General features: G+C 72.3%; 25 protein-coding genes. 11 read left to right on the top strand and 14 right to left on the bottom strand.

What is annotated here, in order from left to right:
* Positions 1-7: 7 nt before the first annotated feature.
* Genes AB0H37_RS13385 through AB0H37_RS13375 form a run of 3 tightly spaced genes read right to left on the bottom strand, consistent with a single transcriptional unit; the run spans position 8 to position 1,963 of the window.
* A complete protein-coding gene (locus AB0H37_RS13385; protein WP_360612665.1) occupies positions 8-484 on the bottom strand; it encodes a hypothetical protein in 477 nt (158 codons plus the stop codon).
* Positions 481-990 carry a sigma-70 family RNA polymerase sigma factor gene (locus tag AB0H37_RS13380; protein WP_360612663.1) on the bottom strand — a complete coding sequence of 170 codons (510 nt, stop codon included), beginning with the start codon at positions 988-990 and terminating at the stop codon, positions 481-483. Before AB0H37_RS13380 ends, AB0H37_RS13385 begins: the two co-directional genes overlap by 4 nt.
* 19 nt (positions 991-1,009) lie before the next feature.
* Positions 1,010-1,963, bottom strand: coding sequence for an alpha/beta fold hydrolase (locus AB0H37_RS13375; RefSeq protein ID WP_360612661.1), 954 nt, complete (start codon positions 1,961-1,963; stop codon positions 1,010-1,012).
* Between the two features lie 210 nt (positions 1,964-2,173).
* Here AB0H37_RS13375 and AB0H37_RS13370 point away from each other — a divergent pair, with 210 nt between their 5' ends.
* The 9 genes from AB0H37_RS13370 to AB0H37_RS13330 all read left to right on the top strand — a co-directional run bounded on the left by AB0H37_RS13370 (position 2,174) and on the right by AB0H37_RS13330 (position 9,750).
* The gene (locus AB0H37_RS13370; protein ID WP_329094563.1) at positions 2,174-2,488 is read left to right on the top strand and encodes a TraR/DksA C4-type zinc finger protein; all 315 of its coding nucleotides are present in this window, start codon (positions 2,174-2,176) and stop codon (positions 2,486-2,488) included.
* A gap of 117 nt (positions 2,489-2,605) precedes the next feature.
* Positions 2,606-3,247 (top strand): GNAT family N-acetyltransferase, encoded by a 642-nt coding sequence (locus tag AB0H37_RS13365; RefSeq protein ID WP_360612659.1) that lies wholly within the window; start codon positions 2,606-2,608, stop codon positions 3,245-3,247.
* A 237-nt stretch (positions 3,248-3,484) separates the two neighbouring features.
* Complete coding sequence (locus AB0H37_RS13360; RefSeq protein WP_360612657.1) at positions 3,485-4,084, top strand: hypothetical protein; 600 nt, start codon at positions 3,485-3,487, stop codon at positions 4,082-4,084.
* A 28-nt stretch (positions 4,085-4,112) separates the two neighbouring features.
* The gene (locus tag AB0H37_RS13355; protein ID WP_179832923.1) at positions 4,113-4,484 is read left to right on the top strand and encodes a glyoxalase superfamily protein; all 372 of its coding nucleotides are present in this window, start codon (positions 4,113-4,115) and stop codon (positions 4,482-4,484) included.
* Between the two features lie 117 nt (positions 4,485-4,601).
* Positions 4,602-5,453 (top strand): SDR family NAD(P)-dependent oxidoreductase, encoded by an 852-nt coding sequence (locus AB0H37_RS13350; RefSeq protein WP_360612655.1) that lies wholly within the window; start codon positions 4,602-4,604, stop codon positions 5,451-5,453.
* 148 nt (positions 5,454-5,601) lie between these two features.
* On the top strand, positions 5,602-6,630 hold the full coding sequence (locus AB0H37_RS13345; RefSeq protein WP_360612653.1) for a metallophosphoesterase family protein: 1,029 nt from the start codon (positions 5,602-5,604) through the stop codon (positions 6,628-6,630).
* A 38-nt stretch (positions 6,631-6,668) separates the two neighbouring features.
* Entirely contained in the window at positions 6,669-7,889 is a 1,221-nt protein-coding gene (locus AB0H37_RS13340) for a serine/threonine-protein kinase (RefSeq protein WP_360612651.1), read from the top strand.
* A gap of 47 nt (positions 7,890-7,936) precedes the next feature.
* Complete coding sequence (locus tag AB0H37_RS13335) at positions 7,937-8,590, top strand: response regulator transcription factor (RefSeq protein ID WP_179832919.1); 654 nt, start codon at positions 7,937-7,939, stop codon at positions 8,588-8,590.
* 5 nt (positions 8,591-8,595) lie between these two features.
* Positions 8,596-9,750, top strand: a complete 1,155-nt coding sequence (locus tag AB0H37_RS13330) for a HAMP domain-containing sensor histidine kinase (RefSeq protein WP_329098375.1) — start codon at positions 8,596-8,598, stop codon at positions 9,748-9,750.
* A gap of 4 nt (positions 9,751-9,754) precedes the next feature.
* Here the strand turns inward: AB0H37_RS13330 and AB0H37_RS13325 are convergent, their stop codons facing one another.
* The 3 genes from AB0H37_RS13325 to AB0H37_RS13315 are packed head-to-tail and all read right to left on the bottom strand — an operon-like array spanning position 9,755 to position 13,955.
* Positions 9,755-12,064, bottom strand: coding sequence for an FtsX-like permease family protein (locus tag AB0H37_RS13325; RefSeq protein ID WP_360612648.1), 2,310 nt, complete (start codon positions 12,062-12,064; stop codon positions 9,755-9,757).
* Complete coding sequence (locus AB0H37_RS13320) at positions 12,049-12,762, bottom strand: ABC transporter ATP-binding protein (protein ID WP_329094571.1); 714 nt, start codon at positions 12,760-12,762, stop codon at positions 12,049-12,051. The genes AB0H37_RS13325 and AB0H37_RS13320 overlap by 16 nt, the downstream gene beginning before the upstream one ends.
* A gap of 50 nt (positions 12,763-12,812) precedes the next feature.
* Positions 12,813-13,955, bottom strand: a complete 1,143-nt coding sequence (locus AB0H37_RS13315) for an acyl-CoA dehydrogenase family protein (RefSeq protein ID WP_179832915.1) — start codon at positions 13,953-13,955, stop codon at positions 12,813-12,815.
* Positions 13,956-14,066: 111 nt separating this feature from the next.
* Here AB0H37_RS13315 and AB0H37_RS13310 point away from each other — a divergent pair, with 111 nt between their 5' ends.
* Positions 14,067-14,822 (top strand): MerR family transcriptional regulator, encoded by a 756-nt coding sequence (locus tag AB0H37_RS13310; RefSeq protein WP_329094572.1) that lies wholly within the window; start codon positions 14,067-14,069, stop codon positions 14,820-14,822.
* 16 nt (positions 14,823-14,838) lie between these two features.
* On the opposite strand, the gene AB0H37_RS13305 is transcribed toward AB0H37_RS13310, so the two are convergent.
* The 7 genes from AB0H37_RS13305 to fdxA all read right to left on the bottom strand — a co-directional run bounded on the left by AB0H37_RS13305 (position 14,839) and on the right by fdxA (position 20,209).
* Positions 14,839-16,380 carry a polyamine aminopropyltransferase gene (locus AB0H37_RS13305; protein ID WP_360612646.1) on the bottom strand — a complete coding sequence of 514 codons (1,542 nt, stop codon included), beginning with the start codon at positions 16,378-16,380 and terminating at the stop codon, positions 14,839-14,841.
* Between the two features lie 86 nt (positions 16,381-16,466).
* Complete coding sequence (locus tag AB0H37_RS13300; protein WP_360612644.1) at positions 16,467-16,907, bottom strand: DUF350 domain-containing protein; 441 nt, start codon at positions 16,905-16,907, stop codon at positions 16,467-16,469.
* Positions 16,908-16,934: 27 nt separating this feature from the next.
* Positions 16,935-17,369 (bottom strand): DUF4247 domain-containing protein, encoded by a 435-nt coding sequence (locus tag AB0H37_RS13295; RefSeq protein WP_329094575.1) that lies wholly within the window; start codon positions 17,367-17,369, stop codon positions 16,935-16,937.
* On the bottom strand, positions 17,366-17,872 hold the full coding sequence (locus AB0H37_RS13290; protein ID WP_179832911.1) for a DUF2617 family protein: 507 nt from the start codon (positions 17,870-17,872) through the stop codon (positions 17,366-17,368). The genes AB0H37_RS13295 and AB0H37_RS13290 overlap by 4 nt, the downstream gene beginning before the upstream one ends.
* Before the next feature lie 2 nt (positions 17,873-17,874).
* On the bottom strand, positions 17,875-18,492 hold the full coding sequence (locus AB0H37_RS13285) for a DUF4178 domain-containing protein (RefSeq protein ID WP_329094576.1): 618 nt from the start codon (positions 18,490-18,492) through the stop codon (positions 17,875-17,877).
* A 186-nt stretch (positions 18,493-18,678) separates the two neighbouring features.
* Positions 18,679-19,764: a succinyldiaminopimelate transaminase gene (gene dapC, locus AB0H37_RS13280; RefSeq protein ID WP_360612713.1), complete on the bottom strand. Its 1,086-nt coding sequence runs from the start codon at positions 19,762-19,764 to the stop codon at positions 18,679-18,681.
* 118 nt (positions 19,765-19,882) lie between these two features.
* On the bottom strand, positions 19,883-20,209 hold the full coding sequence (fdxA, locus tag AB0H37_RS13275) for a ferredoxin (protein WP_067890974.1): 327 nt from the start codon (positions 20,207-20,209) through the stop codon (positions 19,883-19,885).
* Positions 20,210-20,321: 112 nt separating this feature from the next.
* Between fdxA and AB0H37_RS13270 the strand changes: the two genes are divergently transcribed.
* Positions 20,322-20,591, top strand: coding sequence for a hypothetical protein (locus AB0H37_RS13270; RefSeq protein ID WP_179832909.1), 270 nt, complete (start codon positions 20,322-20,324; stop codon positions 20,589-20,591).
* On the opposite strand, the gene AB0H37_RS13265 is transcribed toward AB0H37_RS13270, so the two are convergent.
* The gene (locus tag AB0H37_RS13265; RefSeq protein ID WP_360612640.1) at positions 20,588-21,565 is read right to left on the bottom strand and encodes a polysaccharide deacetylase family protein; all 978 of its coding nucleotides are present in this window, start codon (positions 21,563-21,565) and stop codon (positions 20,588-20,590) included. The two genes, AB0H37_RS13270 and AB0H37_RS13265, sit on opposite strands and share 4 nt — an antisense overlap.
* Positions 21,566-21,834: the final 269 nt, after the last annotated feature.

Genomic DNA, 21,834 nt, shown 5'->3' with positions numbered 1-21,834 from the left:
GGCGGTTTTAGCCGGGGGCGCGGGCTTGGAGGCGGGTTTCGAGGCGGCGGAGGACACCGTTGCCCAAGGGCAGCTTGCGGAGCAGGGGGTCGACCAGGCGCATGCCGGGGATGCGGAGGGCTCCGACGAAGGCGACGCGGGTGCCCTCGTCCTCGGGCGCGGCGGCCATGCCCCCATGGAGGAATCTGCTCTGCATCCAGCACCATCCCGGGCGGAGGACGATATCGAACCTGGCGCGTTGTCCCAGGCGGCCGACGGCGATCGCCTCCAGGTGCTCGCCCTCGGCATGAGCGATGCGCATCGTCCGGACGTCGGCGAGCAGCATGGGCAACTCGGTCTCCAGGTCACCCGCGACCGCCCACACCTCGTCCACGGAATGGGCGAACACCTCCTCGGCGTAGGCGGCACCGGGGATGGAGCCGGCCATGATGCGCAGGCGCCTGACCGGGTCGAGATCGGCCGCGGGCCAACGGGGCTCGTTCATCCTTGCCATCCCTTCCGGAAGCTCTTGCGTGCTCGGTGGAGACGCGACTTCACCGTGCCCGTGGAGATGTGGAGCAGTTCGCTCACGGTTCGCTCGTCCAGGCGCTCCACGTCGCGCAGGACCAGGACGGCGCGGTGCTCGGGTGAGAGCCGGTCGAGGAGATCGCCGACCTCGGCGGCCAGGTGCGGATCATCCGGCCGGGGGACGGATTCGAGATCCAGCGGCTCTGCGGGCGCCCCGGCCCGTCGCGCGGTCCGGACGGCTTCGCGGATCGCGATGGCGCGGACCCAGCCGAACAGGGCGGCGGGCTCGCGCAGGCGGGAGATCCCGCGGAACACGGCGATCAGCGTCTCCTGCGCGGCGTCCGGGCCGTCCTGCAGGGCGATGGGCCCGCAGAGCCTGCCGACGTAGGGGGCCAGCAGGTCGAGCAGTTCCTGCATGGCCATGCTGTCGCCGCGCTGGGCGCCCCGGACCAGCGTGGCGATGTGCTCGGGATCGGCCGTCACCCAGCGTGCTCCCGCCTCGTCATATGCGCGTCTGCGCCGGGGCCGGCGCGCGGTCGGGCCGGCTCTGTGGAAGCGGCCTGTGCTGAGCGGTGGCCCCTGGGGTGGGGAAGAGCTCCCGGATGGTCGCGGCGACCAGTTCGGGTCGTTCGTCAGCAAGGTAGTGCCCGCCGGGGACGATTCGGGAGTCGAGCTCGTCGGCATGGTGGGCCCCGCCCGCCAGCATCTCCGGCACGAACGCGAAGTCATCGGCGCCGAGCAGGACCGTCGCGGGCACGGCGAGGCGCTCGCGGCGGAACCGGCCGGTGGCGAGGGCGGGGATGTCACGCAGCACGTACTGCCAGTGCAGGGCGCGCCCCGCATGGGCGCGAGCCCGCGAGCGCACCGATTCCACGAACTCCTCCATCTCCCCCGCGCGCCAGCAGGAGGGATCGGCGACGCCCCGGCGCAGGTGGAACCGCGTGAACCCCGGCCAGTGCCGGAGGATCGCGCCGCCGAGCAGGGGATACTCCCATAGCGCGGTGTGCCACATGCGCCAGGCGTTACGGCGGGTGGCGCCCTGGTCGGGCCAGGGGTGGACGATGTTGAGGGCGAGGAGCCGGGTGAACCGGTCGGGCGCGTCCAGACAGGCCCGGAAACCGGCCCAGGCGCCCCACTCATGCCCGACCAGGCCCGCCCGGTCGAGCGCGAGGGCGTCCATGAGAGCGAGCAGGTCGGCGGCCCGGGCCCGGGTGCCGTACCCCCGGTAGGGCGCGTCCGACCAGCCCGCCCCGCGCATGTCGGGCATCACCAGGCGGTACCGGTCGGCGAGCAGGGGGACCAGATGCCGCCACGCGTACCAGTGCTGCGGGAAGCCGTGCACCAGAAGCAACGGTGGCCCCTCCCCCGCTTCGGCGACGTGGAAGCGCATCCCTCGCGCCTCCACGAACCGGTGCTCGACGCCGTCCACCCGAGGCATCCGCCGAGGTGATCCCATGTACGCCTCCCCTGAGAAATCCGTCTGTCATAGATAGGGGAGGCGCCTGGAGCGCCGAACGTTCCACACGACTTTGGTTGATCTTGCAGGCCGCCCGCACGCGCTCCGCCACGCCCGGCGCTCGCGACCAGGTAGGTCTGTCAACGCACCGGAATGGAGTGTGGCGCGGGGGGCGTTGAAGCAGTGATGACCACCGCTGAGGAACGGCTGATGGCGGATCGTGCCGGCACGTTGAAGCTCATGGCGTCGCTGACCGGCGACTGGGAGGGTGTCGTCGAGGCGTCGGCGCAGACGGGGGTGGACGACGAGCACGATCCGGAGGGCGCCACCATCGCCTTCGAGCGCGCCCGGATCGAGGCGTCCCTGAGCCGGTCCCGCGCGCATCTGGCCGACATCGATGACGCACTGGGCCGGCTCCGCGACGGCACCTACGGCGTCTGCGAACGCTGCGGCGGCCCGGTCGGGGCGGAGCGCCTGGCCGCGCGGCCGGCCACCCGCATCTGCTTCGCCTGCGCCGACGCGTGAACCGTCCAGCGGAGCCCGAAGCAACCGGTGCTGTCGCCGACGCGGCGGCTCGCCCCTAAAGTCGTGTTAGTACGAGATGGTGCACGTATGACCGGTAGATGCCGGAATGGGGTGAGCATGATCAAGGTGCGCTCCTTTGCCGAGACCGACCGCGCGGAGCTGCGCGGGCTGTTCCGGCGCGCGGGCGAAGCGTCCCCGAGCGCCGCCCAGTGGGGTCACGAGGACTCCGAAGCGGCCATCTACCTGAACCCGTACATGGATTTGGCTCCGGACTCGCTCTTCGTCGCCGTGCTCGACGGAGCCCTGGTCGGTTACCTGACGGGGTGCCTCGACAGTGCGAAGTTCCCCAGTGAGAGCGAACGCGTCGGCCGGGCCATCCGGAAGTACCGACTGGCCTTCCGGCCCAGGACCGCCCCCTTCTTCGCGCGCGCGGCACTTGACGCGGCGTCGGTGGCGCTCCGGCGGGAACCCACCGCGCGGGAGTTCCACGACGCCCGGCGGCCGGCGCACCTGCACATCAACCTGACGCCGGAGGCCCGGGGGACGGGTGCCGCCGACGCGCTGATGAACCGTTGGTTCGACCGGCTCAAGGAGACCGGCTCGCCCGGATGCTTCCTGCAGACCCTGGTCGAGAACACCCGTGCCGTGCGGTTCTTCCAGCGCATGGGTTTCGTCGAGCACGGCCCGACTCCTCTCGTCCCCGGCTTCAGATACGGCGGCCGGCGGATGCACCAGCAGACGATGGTCTGGACCCCTTAGACGCCACCTCCTGCACTCCGACCTGTCCATTGGCGGTCACAGCGCGTGGCCGGTGAGCGCGGCGCCGTGAGCCTTGACTCGCGCACCGTCAGAACGGTCGGTCGCGAAGAACCACCGGGCCCGCTCGTCCCCTGATGCGCCGTCGGGTGTGAACGGCGGCGGGAAACCGCCTTCGGCCCGGGAGCGTCGAATCAGGTCTTGTCGGCCCTGCGATGGACGATTCCTGGTGGTGCACTGGTGTGGAGGAAGCGAACGGCGTGGCTGGGCGTCGCAGGCGGACTTCTGGTCGCCGTGGCCGGGCTGGCGGTGGCGAATCCGTTCCGCTGGACCGGGCTCGGGGACCGAACATGGCTCTGGACGTTCGTCGGGGCCGCCGGGCTCGGCACGCTGTGCGCGACGTGCGTGCGGCTCGCGGTCGCGGGACGCGGTCTGGCGCGCCTGACGTCGGCACTGGCGGCGGTCGGCCTGTGCCTGGCGGCGCTGGTCGCCGCCGGGGGCGGCCTGCTGGTCCTCGCCTTCCGGGACGGTGACCAGCGGGTCGTGGCCACGTCCCCCGACGGGCGGTTCGAGGTGGTCGTGCACGACACCAGCAACATCATCGACCCGGTGCAGGGGGCGTACGTGCAGACGACGAACGGACCGTTCAGCCGCCGTGCTTATCTCGGCTGCTTCAACTCCGAATCCGGTGCGTCGGTGGAGTCCGCCCGGTTCGTCGGTCCGGACACGGTCATCCTGGAGGGGACGAAGCGATGGGAGCTGCGCTTCGACTCCGTGAACGTCCGGAGCATCGAGACCGTCGAAGAAGGCGCCTGCACGCGCCAGCTCTATACCGGCTGATGGGGCGCGGGCACGATATAACGGCGGCATGGACTTCAAGCTTGAGCTGGTCGCGGTGCCCGTCTCGGACGTGGACCGTGCCAAAGCGTTCTATACCGAGAAGGCCGGATTCGATCTGGACCATGACCACCGGGTGAGCGAGGAGATCCGGTTCGTGCAGCTGACGCCGCCCGGATCGGCGTGCTCGATCGCCATCGGCAAGGGGCTCGTCGACACGGCGCCCGGGTCCGCGCAGGGGCTGCAACTGGTCGTCTCGGACGCCGATGCCGCCCGGGCGGAGCTCGCCGGACGGGGTGTCGAGGTCAGCGAGGTGCAGGAGTTCCCCTGGGGCCGGTTCGTCTACTTCCAGGACCCGGACGGGAACGGCTGGAGCGTCCAGCAGCTCGTGGCGCAGGGCTGAGCATCGCCCATCCCGCGCCGACCCCTGTGACGCAGGGCATAGGACCGCCTGTCACGGGGGTCGGATCGTCGGTGTCTGGTGTGTGACAGCCCGACATCGAAGGATGGGAACGACATCATGAGCAAGGTCTGGTTCATCACCGGTTCGTCGCGTGGTCTGGGCCGCAGTTTCGTCGAGGCCGCTCTGTCGCGCGGCGACAGGGTGGCCGCGACCGCTCGGAACACCGCAAGCCTGGATGAGCTGGTCGCCGCCTACGGCGAGGCGGTGCTCCCGCTCGCGTTGGACGTGACGGACAGGGGTGCCGCCTTCGAGGGCGTGCGGCGGGCCGCCGAGCACTTCGGCCGTCTCGACGTCATCGTGAACAACGCCGGTTACGCCCAGGTCGGTGCCATCGAGGAGCTGACCGAGCGGGAGCTGCGCGACCAGATGGAGACCAACCTGTTCGGCGCGGTGTGGGTCGTGCAGGCCGCGCTGCCCTACCTGCGAGAGCAGGGGTTCGGGCACATCGTCCAGCTGTCGTCGGCCGCCGGTCTCATCGCGATGCCGCTCGGCGGCGCCTACCACGCCTCCAAGTGGGCGCTGGAGGGCCTGAACGAAGCCCTCGCCCAGGAGGTCGCCGGCTTCGGAATCAAGGTGACCGTGATCGAGCCCGGCGGGTTCGCCACCCGGGCCGGCAAGAACCCCGACCCCCTCGACAACGGCCACATGGCCGACCCCGATCCGGCTTACGGCGCCCTCCGCCGACGCCTCGCCGAGGTCGCCGGGAAACAGCCGACCGGCGACCCGGCCGCCGCCGCCCAGACCCTCCTCAAGATCGTCGACTCCGACGCCCCGCCCCTGCGGGTCCTGTTCGGCCAGGGCTTCTACCCGATGATCCAGCAGGCCTACGCCGACCGGCTCAAGGTCTGGGACGACGGACAGGAGCTGTCGGCCGAGGCTCACGGCAACCTCGATCTCAAGACCCGGTGATCTCGGCGGCCGGCATCTGACGCGCCGAACACGCGCGCGGGTGGCCTCGAAGCGGCGATGGGGCGAGGTGCTGCGCACCCCCCGCGGCCCTTGGCCGGGCCAGATATTGCTTTGCGGGTGAAATGCGCGCCTGCCTAGGCTCCCGCGGGTGGGACGCACTGTCATCGTGGGCGACGTTCACGGCTGCTTCGACGAGCTGATCGAGCTGCTGGAGAAGGTCGGGCTTCGGCCGGACGACCTTCTGGTCAGCGTGGGCGATCTGGTCGACCGGGGGCCGGCGCCCGGAGAGGTCGTCGGCTTCTTCCGCGAGCGTCCGAACTCGGTCGTGGTCATGGGAAACCACGAGCGCAAGCACGTGCGGGGGATCTTCTCCTATGCGCAGGAGATCACGCGATTGCAGATGGGGGACGCCTACGCGGAGGCGGTCGCTTGGATGCGGACGCTTCCGTACTTCTTCGAGGACGAGCATGTGCGGGTCGTCCACGCCGCGCTGGTTCCCGGCGTCCCGCTCGCCGGCCAGCGGGAGGAGATCCTCTGCGGGGCGACCAGCGGCGAACGGCGGCTCGCCACACTTTTCCCGGACGGTCACTGGCACGACCGCTACACCGACGGCAAGCCGGTCGTGTTCGGTCACCACGTCGCCGGGCGGGAGCCGCTGATCCGGGACGGCAGGGTCTTCGGGCTCGACACCGGCGCCTGCCACGGCTGGAACCTGACCGCGCTGTGCGTTCCGGGCTTCACGGTCCACTCGGTGGAGGCGCACGCCGACCACTGGTCGGTGGCCAAGCGCCGATGGCAGTTGCCGGTACTGAAGACCAAGCCTTGGGGTGACTTCGCTTGGGAGGAGCTGAGCGAGAAGATCGCTCGGTTCTCCGGCACGTCCGACGCGGTTTCGCGGGAATGGCTCCGGGCGGTTGAGGAGTGGGCTGCGGGGGTGCGGGCACTGATTCCCGCTCTGGTCGACGCGGCGTGCCGGGCCGCGGGGGTGCTGACCGCGGACGAGATGCGACGGCACCCGGCCGCGTCCGTGCTGTTCCAGGCCCATGGCGGACGGCTCGGGCCGGGCGTCCTGGAGAAGCGGTGCACGACCCCGGGCCGCGTCCTGGAACTGGCGGCCGCGCTGGGGGTCGCCGCACCCGAACCTCCGGACGCCGCCGGGCGATCTCGTCAGGGATAATCTGCTCCTTCGGGACGGTGTCGAACAGCGGAGGGCGCGTGGCCCAGGAGGCGCACCGGGAGCGGATCGGCGGTCGTTACCGGCTCGTCGAGGTACTGGGGTCGGGCGGGTTCGGACGGGTGTGGCGGGCCCATGACGAGACGCTCGGCGTGGACGTCGCCGTCAAGGAGGTGCGGCTGCAGCCGACCGCGTCCGAGGAGGAGCGCGCGGAGTTCCTGACCCGGGCGAAGCGGGAGGCGCGCAACGCCGCCCGGCTGCGGGACCATCCCGGCATCGTCCCCGTGCACGACGTGGTGATCGAGGACGGCGTGCCGTGGATCGTCATGCGCCTCGTCGACGGGCAGTCCCTCCAGGACCGGCTCGACAAGGACGGGCGCGTCCCCGCCGGCGAGGCCGCCGGGATCGCGGCGGCGCTGCTGAGAGCCCTGGACGCGGCGCACAGGGCCGGGGTCGTGCACCGCGACATCAAGCCGGCGAACGTGATGCTGACCCGGGGCGGGGAGGTCCTGCTCACCGACTTCGGAATCGCGGTGCACCATGCGGACACGGCGATGACGGCGTCCGGCGCGCTCATCGGCTCTATGGCCTACCTCGCGCCCGAGCGGCTGCGCGGCCGGAACAACGGCACGGCCGGTGACCTGTTCTCCCTCGGCGTGACCCTCTACCGGTGCGTGGAGGGCGTGTCGCCGTTCCGCCGCGACACCCCGGCCGAGACGGTCACGGCGCTGCTGCGGGACGACCCGCCGCCGCCGAGGCACGCCGGGGCGCTCGCGCGGCTGATCGTCCGGCTGCTCGACAAGGACCCCGGGACGCGTCCCACCGCCGCCGAGGCCCTGCAGCTGATCGGCCCGGCGCCGGCTCCCCGGGGGGAGGCCGCGGCGACCCGGCGGCTGGACCGTGACGAGCCCGGGAAACGGCGGTGGCTCCACTTCGTCGTGGGCCGCCGGGGCCTGGCCCTGACCGCCGCCTCGGTGCTCGCGATCCCGCTGCTTCTGGGGATCGGCTACATCGGGGCCTACGGCGGCACCGCGTACGACGCCAAGGCCGACGAGTGCGTCCACCCGGACGGTCTGGACCTCGACGGGCTCGGCGGGTGGCGAACGCATCCCTGCTCCGTACCGCCGCCGGGAGCGAAGGGCTACCTCGTCACCTACCGCTACGGGTGGGAGACGGCCTGCGCCAGCAGCAACAAGATCCTTGTGCTGCCCGCGCGCAAGGAGAAGGGCACGACCACCCTGTGCCTCGTCCCCGCACGCTAGGCGCGGCGTTAACCATCGCCTTATCGCGGTTCTGCGGGAATGGCAGGATGCGGATACTCGTGGCCGAGGACGAGCGGTTTCTGGCCGATCTGGTGGCGGAGGGGCTGCGGAAGCGGACGATGGCGGTGGACGTCGCCTACGACGGGGCGGGCGCGCTGGAACGGCTCGCGGTCAACGAGTACGACGTCCTCGTCCTGGACCGGGACCTTCCCCTGGTGCACGGCGACGAGATCTGCCGGGAGCTGGCGCAGCGCGAGGAGGCGGTGCGCATCCTGATGCTGACCGCGTCGGGCGCGGTGCACGAGCGGGTGGACGGGCTGAACCTCGGGGCCGACGACTACCTGGCCAAGCCGTTCGCGTTCGACGAGCTGGTGGCGCGGATCCGCGCGCTCGCGCGGCGGAACGCGCCGCCGCTGCCGCCGGTGCTGGGGCGCCGCGGCGTCACGCTGGACACGGCGCGGCGGGAGGCGTCCCGGGACGGACGCCTGCTGGCCCTGTCCCCCAAGGAGTACGCCGTGCTGGAGGTGCTGATGCAGGCGCGGGGCGGCGTGGTGAGCGCCGAGGAGCTGCTGGAGCGGGCGTGGGACGAGAACACCGACCCGTTCACCACCGTCGTCAAGGTGACCGTGAGCAAGCTGCGGGCCAAGCTCGGCGAGCCGCCCGTCATCGTCACCGTCCCGGGAAGCGGGTACCGGCTGTGAGGCCGATGACGGTGCGGGCCCGGATGACGCTGCTGTACGGGGGCCTGTTCGCCGTGATCACGCTGGGCGTGCTCGGCGCCGTCCTGTGGATCCAGAGGAGGATCGTCAACGACCGCGTGCAGGACGTTCCGATGAAGTCCCGGTTCGACGTGGTTCCGTGCGGTCAGGGTCACGGCGTGCCGTGCCCGCCGCAGCGCCCGATCGAGTTCGCGGATCCCGGGCTCCGCGAAGGGCCCAAGGAGGGCGTCGGCCGGGAGCAGTTCCAGGAGAGCCTGGTCGGGTCGCAGCGGCTCGTCATGCTGGTCGCGATCGTGGTGATCGTGGTGCTGGCCTTCGCCGTGTGCTGGTGGCTGACCGGGCGGCTGCTGCGGCCGCTGCACCGCATCACGGCGACCGCGCGCCGGCTGTCGCTGTCCACCCTGGACGAGCGCATCGCGCTGGACGGCCCGCAGGACGAGCTCCGGGAGCTGGCCGACACCTTCGACGCCATGATCGACCGGCTGGAGAAGGCGGTGGACAGCCAGCGCCGCTTCGTCGCCAACGCGTCCCACGAGCTGCGCACGCCCCTGGCCATCCAGCGCACCGCCGTCGAGGTCGGCCTCGCGGACCCCTCGCCGGAGCGGCTCGCCGAGGTGCGGGAGGAGATGCTGCGCAACACCCGGCGGTCCGAGCGGCTGATCGAGGGGCTGCTCGTCCTCGCGCAGGGGGAGCGCGGGCTCGACGCCCGCGCTCCGGTGGACCTCGAAGCGGTGGTCGGCCAGGTCGTCGAGGACAACGCCGCGGACGCCGGGCGCGGCCGGATCAGCGTCGCCGCCGACACGCGGCCGGTCACCGTCGCCGGGGACGAGGTGCTGCTCACCCGGATGGTCGCCAACCTGGTGCAGAACGCGATCCGGCACAACCGTCCGGGCGGGGACGTCAGCGTGGGGCTGTCGGAGGAGGCGCTGGTCGTCCGCAACACCGGGCCGCGCGTCCCGGCCGAGAAGGTGGACGAGCTGTTCGAGCCGTTCCGCAGGCTGCACGCCGACCGGACCGGGTCGTCGCAGGGGGCGGGGCTCGGCCTGTCCATCGTGGCCGCGATCGCGCGCGCCCACGGCGGCCACGTGAGGGCCACGGCGAACCCGGACGGCGGGCTGTCGGTCACCGTGGCCCTCACGTGATCCGTCACTCGCTGCGCAGCACTGCGGCGGTGCGGATGGCGGCGGCCCGGACGGCGGGCGGCCAGGCGCCGAGGACGGCGACGACCAGCCCCGCGCACGCCGGGGGCAGCAGCAGCGTCCACGTGTAGACGTGAATCCAGGAGGTCGCCATCCCGCTGCCGAGCATCTCGCCGGTGAGCACCACCACGCCGTGGTGGGCGAGCACCCCGAGCGGCGCCCCGAGCGCGCCGCCGACGATGCCGAGCGCGGCCATCGAGATCACCATCATCGCGACGACCTGCCGCGGGGTCGTCCCGACGGCCTTGAGCACGCCGAGGTCCCGGCTGCGCTCCCGCGCGCTCAGCAGCACGCTGTTGAGGACGCCGAGCGCCGCCGCCCCGCAGATGATCAGTGAGAACAGCAGGAACAGCCCGTCGAAGACGGCGCCGTTGCCGAGGTCGGGCTCGACCGGCTCGGCGATCAGCCCGGAGGACGGCGCCGCGGCCAGGACACAGCGGGCGTAGTCGGCCGGGTCGGTCCCCGGGGTGAGGATCACCGAGAAGGGATGGGGCTCCTTCGCCTCCGAGACCGAGGCCGAGGGAGGCAGGCTCGCGGTGTCGAGCATCAGCCGGTCGCTGTCGGGGTGCGCGAACGCGCCCACGATCCGGACCGTGACCCGCGCCCCGGATGTCTGGAGGGCCAGGGTGTCGCCCACGTCCAGGTCGTGGAGCCGCAGGAAGGCCTCGGTCGGCACCGCCTCGCCCGGCCCCGAGAACCAGCGCCCGCGGACGAGGCTGTCACCGAGGAACGGGCGGTAGTCGCCGCTGTAGGTCTCGGCCGTGAGGCCGGACGTGAGCCCGGGGATCCGCACGGTCGCCGGGGAGGACGACATCACGTGGGCGGTGCCCGGCTGGGCCCGCAGAAGCGCGGCCAGCCGATCCTCGGTCATGCCGCCGGAGGCCCTCGGGTCGAGCCCCACGGTGACGGAGGTGTGCCCTTCGGTGTCCGCCGTCAGGATCTTCATGACCGTCTGCTGCATGCCGAGGCCCATGGTCACCGCGGTCACACCGAGGCACAGCCCCGCGAGGGTGAGCGCCGTCCTGGCGGGACGGGCGGCGGGCAGCCCGAGGCCCAGCCCGGCCGGGACGGGCAGCCGGGTGCGCAGCAGCCACCGCTGGAGGCGGCGCCCGCGGCCGCGGCGCGACACGGTCCCGGCGCTGATCGCCTGCACCGCCGGGAGACGTCCGGCCCGCAGCGCCGGGAGGACCGCGGCCAGCCCCACGAGGGCGAGGATCCCGGCGCCCCCGGCCAGGTCGAGCATGGGCGCCCCTCCCCCGGCCGACGGCAGGTCGAAGCCCTCCGCCACGCCCGCCGCCGTCCGCCCGGCGAGCAGGTGGCCCGCCACCAGGCCGACCGCGCAGCCGAGCAGCGCCGGGACGGTGACCATCACGACGTACACGGCGGTGACCTGCGCCGGGGTGAAACCGAGCGCCTTCATCACGCCGATGTGCCGGAACCCGGAGACCACCGCGCCGCTGACCACGTTGGCGATGATGAACACCGCCACCGCCATGGCGAGCGCCCCGAAGACGGTGACGAACGGGATCAGCTGGTCGAACTTCTCCTCGAACGACCGCCGGGCGGCGACGTGGGACTCGTAGCCGCGCGCCGGCACCCCCGCGGTCGCGGCCGCCACGCTCTGCCGGACCTCGGACACGCCGTCCGCGCGGTCGAACCGGTAGAGCATCTGCAGGCCGTCCGGCCGCAGCGCGGCGACCTGGGCGGGCGTCACCCAGCCCATGAGACCGTCCGTCGCGGAGTTGGCGAAGCCGACGATGGTGAGTTCGGGCAGGCCGGGAGGCGTCAGCCTGCCGCCCAGGCGGAAGGGTCCGCCGGGCCGGAAGCGGAGCACGATCTCACCGGGGCCGCGCACCCACCGGCCCTGCGTGAGGGTGAGCCTGTCGACGGGACCGCCGGGGTCGGCCCGTCCCGCCACCAGGAGTCCGTCGCCGCCAGGCCCCGCCGGGCCCGGTCCTCGCGGCAGCACCGCCGTCCGGAACGGGCCCGCGGCGGCGGTGACGCCGGACGCGTGGGCGGTGGCGGCGAGCCGTTCGGCGCTCACCCGCGCGGCGTCGAAGGAGACCGTCGCGTGCGCGCCGCGCGCCCGCGCGAAGGCGTCGTCGAAGAGGGATCCGGACGCGGCCAGCAGGCCGAGCCCGAACACGAGCGTCGCCGTGGCCAGCGCCACGACCACGGCGATGCTGACCGACTGCACCCGGCGCCGCCGCACCCCGGCCCGCGACGCCGCCCAGACCGCGCTCACCGGGCGGCCCACGACTCGTCCCTCTCCCGCGCGGACTCCCGGACGATCCGGCCGTCCCTGAACTCGACCAGGCGGGACGCGCACCGGTCGGCCAGGACCTGGTCGTGGGTGACCAGCAGCAGCGTCTGGCCCTTGCGGTTGAGGTCGAGCAGCAGGCCGCTGACCTGCTCGCCGGTCGCGCTGTCGAGCGCGCCGGTCGGCTCGTCCGCCAGCAGCAGCGCAGGACCGTTGACCAGCGCCCGCGCCACCCCGACGCGCTGGCGCTCGCCGCCGCTCAGCACCGCCGGGTAGGCGCCGCGGCGGTCGGCGATGCCGAGCTCGTCCAGCAGCTCCAGCGCCCGGGCCCGCGCCCTGCGCGCCGGGACGCCCGCCAGCCGGGCGGCCAGCGCCACGTTCTCCAGTACGGGCAGGTCGTCCAGCAGGTTGAAGAACTGGAAGATCATCCCGACCCGGCGGCGCCGGAAGCGGGCCAGGGCCGCCTCGCCCATCCCGGTGAGGTCGTCGCCGCCCACCGCCACGGAGCCGGACGTGGGGCGGTCCAGGCCCGCGACCATGTTGAGCAGCGTCGACTTCCCGCTGCCGGACGGCCCCATCACCGCGACGGACTCGCCGCGCCGGATCCCGAGGCTCACCCCGTCCAGCGCGGCGACGTCGCCGAATGCCTTGCGCACGGCTTCAAGCCGTACGACCGTTTCCTCGCGTGTGTTCACGGCCCCCAACGTGGCAGCCGGGAGGTTTCGGCACGGTGAGCGCGGGCGCGTCAGACTCCGAGGCCGCGGCCGATGATCTCCTTCATGATCTCGGTGGTGCCGCCGAAGATCGTCTGGATGCGGACGTCCTGGTAGGCCTTGGCGATCGGGTACTCGGTCATGTAGCCGTAGCCGCCGTAGAGCTGGACGCAGCGGTCCACGACCCGCTTGAGCAGCTCGGTGCTCCACCACTTGAGCATCGCGGCCTCGTCGGGGGTCAGCTCCCCCCTGCTCTCCTTGACGATGCACTCGTCGGTGAAGGACCGCGTGACGGTCAGCTCGGTCTTCATCTCGGCGAGCGTGAACCGGTTGTGCTGGAACTTGCCGATGGGACGGCCGAACGCCTCGCGGGTCTTGCAGTACTCCAGGGTCTGCTCGAAGGCGCTCTCGGCGGCGGCCTGCGCGGTGGCGCCGATGGACAGCCGCTCGCGGGCGAGGTTCTGCATGAGGTAGATGAAGCCCATGCCCTCCTCGCCGAGGAGGTTCTCCTTCGGGACGCGGACGTTGTCGAAGAACAGTTCGGCGGTGTCCTGGGCGTGCATGCCGACCTTGTCGAGGTTGCGGCCGCGCTCGAAGCCCTCCATGCCGCGCTCGACGGCGAGGAGGCTGACGCCCTTGGCCCCGGCGGACGGGTCGGTCTTGGCGACGACGATGACCAGGTCGGCGAGGATGCCGTTGGAGATGAACGTCTTCGACCCGTTCAGGACGTAGTGCTCGCCGTCCTTCACCGCCGTCGTCCTGATGCCCTGCAGGTCGGACCCGGCGGCGGGCTCGGTCATCGCGATCGCGGTGATGATCTCACCGGAGCAGTAGCCGGGGAACCAGCGCCGCTGCTGCTCCGGGCCGCACAGCTGCCGCAGGTAGCCGCCGTTGATGTCGTTGTGGACGGCGAAGCCGGGCCCGTGCACGCCGGCCTTCGCCAGCTCCTCGTTGAGGATCACGTAGTAGCGGTAGTCGGGGTCGCCGCCGCCCCCGAACTCCTCCGGCATGTCGATGCCGAGCAGGCCCGCGCGCCCCGCCGCCAGCCAGACCTCGCGCGAGACGATCCCGTCCTTCTCCCACTGCTCGTGGTGGGGCGCGACCTCCTTGGCGATGAAGGAGCGCACCATGTCGCGGAAGGCCTCGTGCTCCTCGGTGTAGATGTCGCGTCCCATCGGCCGGTCTCCCAACGTCGTGCGTGCCGGCACCCAGCGTGCGCCGGCAGGTAAGTGCCTGCTGATACACGATTAATGTAACACTGGCGCTGTCACATACAGGGAGGCGGCGTGGAGGAAGACGGCGCAGAAGAAGGCGGCGTGCAGGAGGGCGGCAGGGAACTGACCGTGGACGAGCTGGCCTCGCGCGCCGGGGTCACCGTCCGCACCGTGCGGTTCTACGCCGGGCGCGGACTGCTGCCTCCGCCGAGGCTGCGCGGCCGGACGGGCCTCTACGGCGCCGACCACCTCGCACGGCTCGAACTCGTCCGGGAGCTCCAGTCGCTCGGGCTCACGCTCGCCTCGATCGAGAAGCACCTCGCGCGGATCCCGCTGGACGCGCCGGCCGAGGACCTCGCCCTCCAGCGCGCCCTGCTGTCCCCCTGGGCGCCGGAACGTCCGGAGGACCTCGACCGGCACGAGCTGGACCGCCGGGCCGGGCGCCACCTCGACGACGAGACGATCAGGCGGCTGGAGGCCCTCGGGGTCGTCGAGCTGATCTCCGGCGGCCCGGCGGGCGAGGTGCGGGTCCTCAGCCCCGCGCTGCTCGGCGTCAGCGCCGAACTGGCGGCGCTCCCGCTGCCGCTGGACACGCTGATCGCCTCGTACCGGGCGGTGGACCGGCACACGACCGCGCTGGCGGCCGAGCTCCAGCAGGTCTTCCAGGACACCGTCGTCCGGCCGTACCGGGCGGGCGGTCGCGCCCCGCAGGAGCGCGAGCGGCTCATGGAGATGGCCGGGAAGCTCAAGCCCCTGATGATCCAGTCACTGGTCACCTCGTTCCAGCGGGCCGTCGACAAGGCGCTCCGCCGGTCGGTCCCCGACTAGCGTCCCCGGCCCCCGGTCAGGAGTTCTTCCACTCCTGGCCCTCGTACTCGACCAGGCGCGGGTGGACGAGGGTGTTGACGTCCACGTCGCGGCTCCGGCGGTCCTTGGGGAAGACCGCCGCCGCCTGGAGCACCGCCCCGTCGAGGAAGCGCAGGTCCGGAACGTCGCGCGGCAGTCCCAGTGCGGGCGGCCGCTTTCCCGGGGACGCCAGGACGAACCCCCAGTCGCCGAAGCTCGGGACGTCCACGTGGTACGGGGTGGTCGCGAGACCGGCGGCGGCGACGGACTTCTGGATGCTCCAGAACGACTTGGGTGCGAAGTAGGGCGACCCTGACTGCACGACCATCCGCCCGCCCGGCGCCAGGGCCCGCTTCACCATCCCGTAGAACTCGACCGAGTACAGCTTGGCGGTGGAGACATCGTCGGGGTCGGGCATGTCGACGACGACCGCGTCGAACTGCCGGTCCAGGCCGCGCAGCCAGGAGAACGCGTCCGCGTTGACGATCTGGGCGCGCGGGTCCTCGAACGAGCGGCGGTTGAGCGACTCCAGCGGCTCGTACGTCCGGGCCAGGTGGATCATCTCGGGGTCCAGTTCGACCAGTGTCGCGCTCTGGACGTCCTTGTAGCGCAGCACCTCGCGCAGCGCCAGGCCGTCCCCGCCGCCGAGGATCAGCACCCGCCCGTGCGGGCCCGACATCAGCGGGTGGACGAGCGACTCGTGGTACCGGTACTCGTCCACCGAGGAGAACTGGAGGTCGCCGTTCAGGAACAGCCGCAGGTCCGAGGGGCCGAGCCCGGCCTGCCGCGTGATGACGATCTCCTGGTACCTCGTGCGCTTCGAGACCGCGATCGGGGCGTCGTACAGCGCCTGGCGCGCCGACACCTCGAACCCGTCGGCGAGCGTGTACGTCACGCCGAGGACGGCGAGGACGGAGACCATGCCGAGGGCGAGCGCGATCCGGGCGACGCGGCCGACCTCGCGGCGGAACAGCCACATCACGACCGCCATCCCGGCGACGGCGTTCACGACGCCGACGAGCAGCGCGCCCTTGATGTGGCCGAACGTGGGCAGCAGCAGGAACGGGAACGCCAGCCCGCCGATCAGCGCGCCCACATAGTCGGCCGCGAACAGGTCGGCCACCGCCGACCCGGCGTCCTGCCTGCGGATCCGCTGGAGCAGCGTCATCAGCAGCGGGATCTCCGCGCCGATCAGCGCCCCGACCGCGAACGCCACTACGACCAGCGCCGGGACGTACAGGTCGAGCCACGCGAACGCCGCGTACAGCAGGAGGACGGACACGCCGCCGATCAGGGCGAGCACGCCCTCCACGACGGCGAACGCCACCACGGCGCGGCCCTGCAGCGGCTTGGCGGCCAGCGAGCCGACGCCCATCGCGAACACCATCACCGACAGGACGATCGACGCCTGCGTGACGGAGTTCCCGACGAGGTAGCTGCCGAGCGCGACGAGGGCCAGCTCGTACACCAGGCCGCACGCCGCGCACGCGAACACGGCGGCGAGGACCAGCGCGCGCGCCGCCCGCGCCGGGACGCGCAACCTCCCCGGGCCGTCCCGCTCGGGACGGGACGGCTCCGGGGAGGGATCGCCGGACGGCCGGACGGCCTGGTCCAGGTCGCGGGACGTCAGGAGACCGCCCCGGCCACGATCGCGGCGACCCCGAGGTCGGCGGCGGCGACGACCCAGCCCGCCGGGTGGATCGCGGCGCCCGTCCCGCCCGTGTCCACGAGCGTCGCGCCGAGCTTGCCGGGGGTGAGCACGTCCAGCAGGAAGAACGCGACGATCATCAGCACGATGCCGATCCCGCCGAACACGGCGGTGTCGACCAGGCCGTCGGTCAGGTCGCTGTCGCTGGTCACGATCGCGGTGGTGACGATCGCGGCGATGCCGAGGAGCTTGGCGGCCAGCAGGAGCGCGGCGCCCCGGTTGCCCTCGGTCCAGATCTGCCTGCCGAGCCTGCCGGGCGTCGTCACCTCCACGACCAGGTAGCCGAGCGCCATCAGGGCGATGCCGACCGCGCCGTAGGCGAAGGTGGCCCCGATCTCGTGAAGGATGTCGTCGTTCATGTGTCGCTCCTCATCTGCCCGGCCCCGTCATTTGCCCGACCCTGGTCCGCCGCCGCGGAACGACGCGGCGCCGCTCCTCGTCCATCCGTTGCTGCCCGGGCTGCTCCAGCGCCCGCTCACGTGCGAGTAGTGGCGGCTGTAGCCGCTGCGCGGGTTGTCGACCGTGATCCGGCTGCCCGTCCCGTTCGGCAGGACGCCCACGACGAGCTTCGGGTAGCGCATGAAGATGCCGCCGTTGGCACCCATGGTGACCATGTCGTCCACCCGGTCGATCGGCTTGAACTTGCGGCCGATCTCCGAGGCGACCGTCTGGGGGGCCTTCGGCGACCGGTAGGTGTCCGTCCCGGTCCTGGTGTACTTGCCGGCGATCCAGGACGACTGCGACTTCCCGCAGCCGCCGAGCGCCGTGGCGGTCAGGGCGGCGGCGACCACCGCGCCCGCCACCCGGTATCTGCTGTTCATGAGGGTCTCACCAGCCGGCTCCGCGTCATCACGATCTCCCGGGTCTGCGGGTAGGCGTGCCAGGTGCGCCATCCGAGCGCGCCCTCCTGCCCCGCCGTGTCCTCCAAGGCAAGGACGGTGACGGCATGCGGGGAACCGGGGAACGCCCCGGTCAGCGCGTCACCGCGGTCCGCGAGCCGGGCGCACACGGCCTCGACGGCGCGGGCGAACGCCGTCTCGTCGCTGTGCGCCGCGGTCGTCGCGGCGAAGTCGTACGCCCAGCCGGGCACGCTCGTCGTCGCGTGGCCCGGCAGCGGCTCGGCGCGTCCGGGCAGGCACGCCACCGTCTCGCTCAGCGGCCCGGCGATGACCTGGTGGGACGCGCCGAGCAGGCGCAGCTCCACGGTCAGGCCCGCGCGCTCCACCGGCAGGACGGCCAGGGCGTCCATCGGCGGCAGGCCGAGCGCGAACGACAGCCCGTCGGCGCGGGCGTCCTCGTAGGGGGTGTCGAGGGTGGCCTGCAAGATCAGCTACCGCCCGGGTAGATCGTCATCGATCCCGTCGGGACGCGCTCGCCGAGACCCGCCTCCCACTGGCCGCCGCCGTACTGCTCGAACGACAGGTACCTGCCGCGCGGGCCCTCGTAGTCGACGTACTCGACGCGGCCCTGCACGCCGACGCCCGTCGTGCCCTCGCTGGTGTAGTCGGCGGTACCGTGCTCGTCGCGCCGGTACTCGACGCCGTCCACGACGACGCTCTTCTCCCCGGGCCGCAGGTCGCCGATCTCGTACTCGGTCCACCAGACCACTTCGAGGTCGGGATCCTCCTCGACGGAGATCCACACCTTGGTGCCCTCGATCGTGTCGGCGTCCAGGAGGTGCTCGCTCCAGGTGAAGCCGCCCTCCTTCAACCGCAGCGAGCCGCGGACGAAGTAGCGGGTGCCGAGGTACTCCACCATGTCGCCGGCCTTGAGGGCGCGCGGGTCGCCGGCCACCTGGTCCTCGGCGGCGAACGGGTCGCGCGGGACGGCCGGGGCGGGCGCGGGCGCCGGCGCGCCCGAACGGCGCCGCAGCAGGACGACGATGAGCACGACCAAGGCGATCAGGATCAGTGCCAGCAGGATCACTATCGCCGCTTTGCCCACGGCACCTCCATCGTTTCGTCCGTTCTAGGGGGACAGACCTGCGGATCCTACCGACTGTGGCCTTTCAAGCCCATACCGCGATCAGACGTATCGAAGGAAGATGCGGTTTCGTCCGACAACACCGGATTCCGCCCGACGCCCGGACCAGAACCGGGCGGGCCCTGCGGGCACGCGCGCCGGGGCGGGTCAGAGGCGGGTGGTGGCGGCGGCCACGCGGGCGTCGGTGGCGGTGAAGGCGATGCGGACGTGGCGGGCGCCGCCCGGGCCGTAGAACTCGCCGGGGCCGACCAGGACGCCGAGGGACGCCAGGTGGGCGACGGTGTCCCAGCAGGGCTCGTCCCGCGTGGCCCACAGGTACAGGGACGCCTCGGAGTGCTCGATGCGGAAACCGTGCCTCTCGAACGCCTCGCGCAGGGCGGCGCGGCGCCGCGCGTACCGGGCCCGCTGCTCGTCGACGTGGGCGTCGTCGCCGTAGGCCACGGTCATCGCGGCCTGCACCGGAGCCGGGACGATCATCCCGGCGTGCTTGCGGACCTCCAGCAGCCGCTTCACCAGCGCGAGGTCTCCGGTGACGAACCCGGCGCGGTAGCCCGCCATGCTGGACCGCTTGGACAGCGAGTTCAGCGCGAGCAGCCCCTCGTGGGAGCCGTCGCAGACGTCCGGGTGCAGGATCGAGATCGGCGGGTTCCGCTCGTCCCAGCCGAACTCCAGGTAGCACTCGTCGCTGACGACGACCGCGCCGCGCCCGCGCGCCCACACCACGACCTTGCGCAGGTGCTCGGCGGGCAGCACCTTGCCGGTCGGGTTGGACGGCGAGTTCACCCACACGATCTTCGGGGCGACCGGGCCGAGGGACAGCAGGCCGTCCGTCGCGACGGGGTCGGCCCCGGCGAGCCGGGCGCCCACGTCGTAGGTCGGGTAGGCCAGCGCGGGGAAGACGACCTTGTCGCCGGGGCCGGCGCCGAGCAGCGTCGGCAGCCAGGCGACGAGCTCCTTGGTGCCGATGACGGGGAGCACCGCGTCCGGGTCGGCGCCCGTCACGCCCGCGCGGCGCCGGAGCCATCCGGCGACGGCCTCGCGCAGCTCCGGCGTCCCGTAGGTCTGCGGGTAGCCGGGCGCGTCGGACGCGGCGGCCAGCGACCGCCGGATCGGCTCGGGCGTCGGGTCCACGGGGGTTCCGACCGAGAGGTCGACGATGCCGTCCGGGTGCGCCAGCGCCCGCTCCTTGTACGGCGCGAGCCGATCCCACGGAAAGTCCGGCAGCGTGAACAACGCCCATACCTCCTTGGAGAAAACCGCCGGGCCGCGGTCGTCCACGACCACGGCCCGGTTCCCGGCGCAGGCGGGCCCTCGGAACGCGCCAATCGGAGCGCTCCGGACCCGCCCTAGATCAGTCGTCCTGGCTCTGCGGGGGCAGCGCGGCGACGATCGGGTGGTCCTTGTCGATCTTCCCGACCTTGGACGCGCCGCCGGGCGAGCCGAGGTCGTCGAAGAACTCCACGTTGGCCTTGTAGAAATCCTTCCACTGGTCAGGCGTGTCGTCCTCGTAGTAGATCGCCTCAACCGGGCAAACCGGCTCGCACGCACCGCAGTCGACGCACTCGTCCGGGTGGATGTAGAGCATGCGCTTGCCCTCGTAGATGCAGTCGACCGGGCACTCCTCGATGCATGCCTTGTCGAGCAGGTCCACGCAGGGCTGCGCAATGACGTAGGTCACGTCAGTGACTCCTCTCGGATTTCCGGCCCCGCCGCACGTCACGGCTCACCGCAAGCTCGCTGTGAATAGTATGGCCACCCCGCCGCCGTCCATTCGACATGGGGGTCCCTACATGTCCGGCCGCTTCGCCGCACGCCTGGTGGTGGCCATCAGTGGCGCGGACGTGGGTCAGCGGATCTCGCTGCGCCGCCGTCTGCCAACGGGAGAGTACAGCGACGTCGTGGGCGTACTCGAATCATGGTCCGGCGGGACGCTCGCGGTGCGCCGCCGGAACGGCGAGCTCGTCGAGGTCCCGGAGGGGACCATGGTCGCGGCGAAGGTCGTCCCGCCGCAGCCCCCGCCCCGGCGGCGCCCCCGCCGGGAGGAACCCGAAGACGACTAGCGAGGACTCGCCGGGACGGGCGGAGCGGGCGCCAAGCCGCTGGGCGACGGGCCGCTGGGCGCAGGACCGCTGGGCGCAGGGCCTCCGGAAGCCGGCCCGCCGGGAACCGGAGTGTTGGGCGCCGGGGCGGTGGGGGTCGTGCTCCCGGCCGGCGGGCCGGCGGACGATCCGGCAGGCGGCGGGCTCGCCGTGACCCGCGTGGGCGGCGGCGTCCGCTCGCTGTAGGAGGCGCCCGGCACGAGCCGCCGTCCGGTGAACAGCTCCGAGACGGTCACGAACGTGAACCCGCGTTCGCGCAGCCCGTCCACGACCTTGGGGATGGAGTCGACGCTCGGCTTGTGGATGTCGTGGAACAGGACGATGCCGCCGGTCTTCGGCTCCTTGACCCCGACGCGCGTGTCGCGGGCGGCGTCGCGGTAGCGCCAGTCGAGCGTGTCGACGCTCCAGAGCACCAGCGGCATCCCGATCGCGTGTTCGACGCGCTTGTTCGTGGACCCGTAGGGCGGCCGGACCAGCGTGGGCGCGACGCCGGAGGCGTCCTTGACGGCCTTCTGCGTGCGCTGGATCTCAGACCGCACCTCGGCGGACGACAGGGTGGTCAGATTCGGGTGCGACCAGCTGTGGTTGGCGACCTCCTGGCCCTCCAGGGCCATCCGGCGCACGATGTCGCGGTGGGCGCCGACGTTCTGGCCGAGCATGAAGAAGGTGGCGCGCGCGCCATGCTTCCTGAGCGTGTCGAGCAGTCGCGCCGTGTAGGGGCCGGGGCCGTCGTCGAACGTCAGCGCGACGCACTTCACCCGGTCGCAGTCGATCTTCCTGGGCGGGGGCGGCGTCGGGCTCGGCGGCCGCGTCGCCGGTGCCTTGCTCTTGATCGCGCCATGCTCCCCGGCGGTCCGCGCGTGCCGCTCCGCATGGCTGCATCCGGCCGCGAGCAGGATTCCGGCGACGATGACGGCACAATTCCTGATCCGCACCAGGCACCCCCGTAACGTGTCACCTCGGGCGGCTTAATACCCTCCGTAACCGATGCAACACGCCTCCCGATGGTCCGGAAAATCAAGATCGTCCTTGGGACGCACCGGGGGATTCCCCTCCATCACGCGACAGTCCGCTCCCCCCGCACGTCATCAGGCTCGCCACGCCCGGACGCCCCGCCGACGGCCCTGCGGCAGGCACCCCGGTGGCCGAAGGCGGCCATCGAGCGAGGGCGTCCGGACGCCTCCCGCCCCTCCTTCGCGAGCGC

The organism is Actinomadura sp. NPDC023710, from assembly GCF_040639875.1.
Lineage (GTDB): Bacteria > Actinomycetota > Actinomycetes > Streptosporangiales > Streptosporangiaceae > Spirillospora > Spirillospora citrea.
Note: the sequence above shows the minus strand (reverse complement) of the source record. Positions and strands in the feature narration are given on the sequence as shown.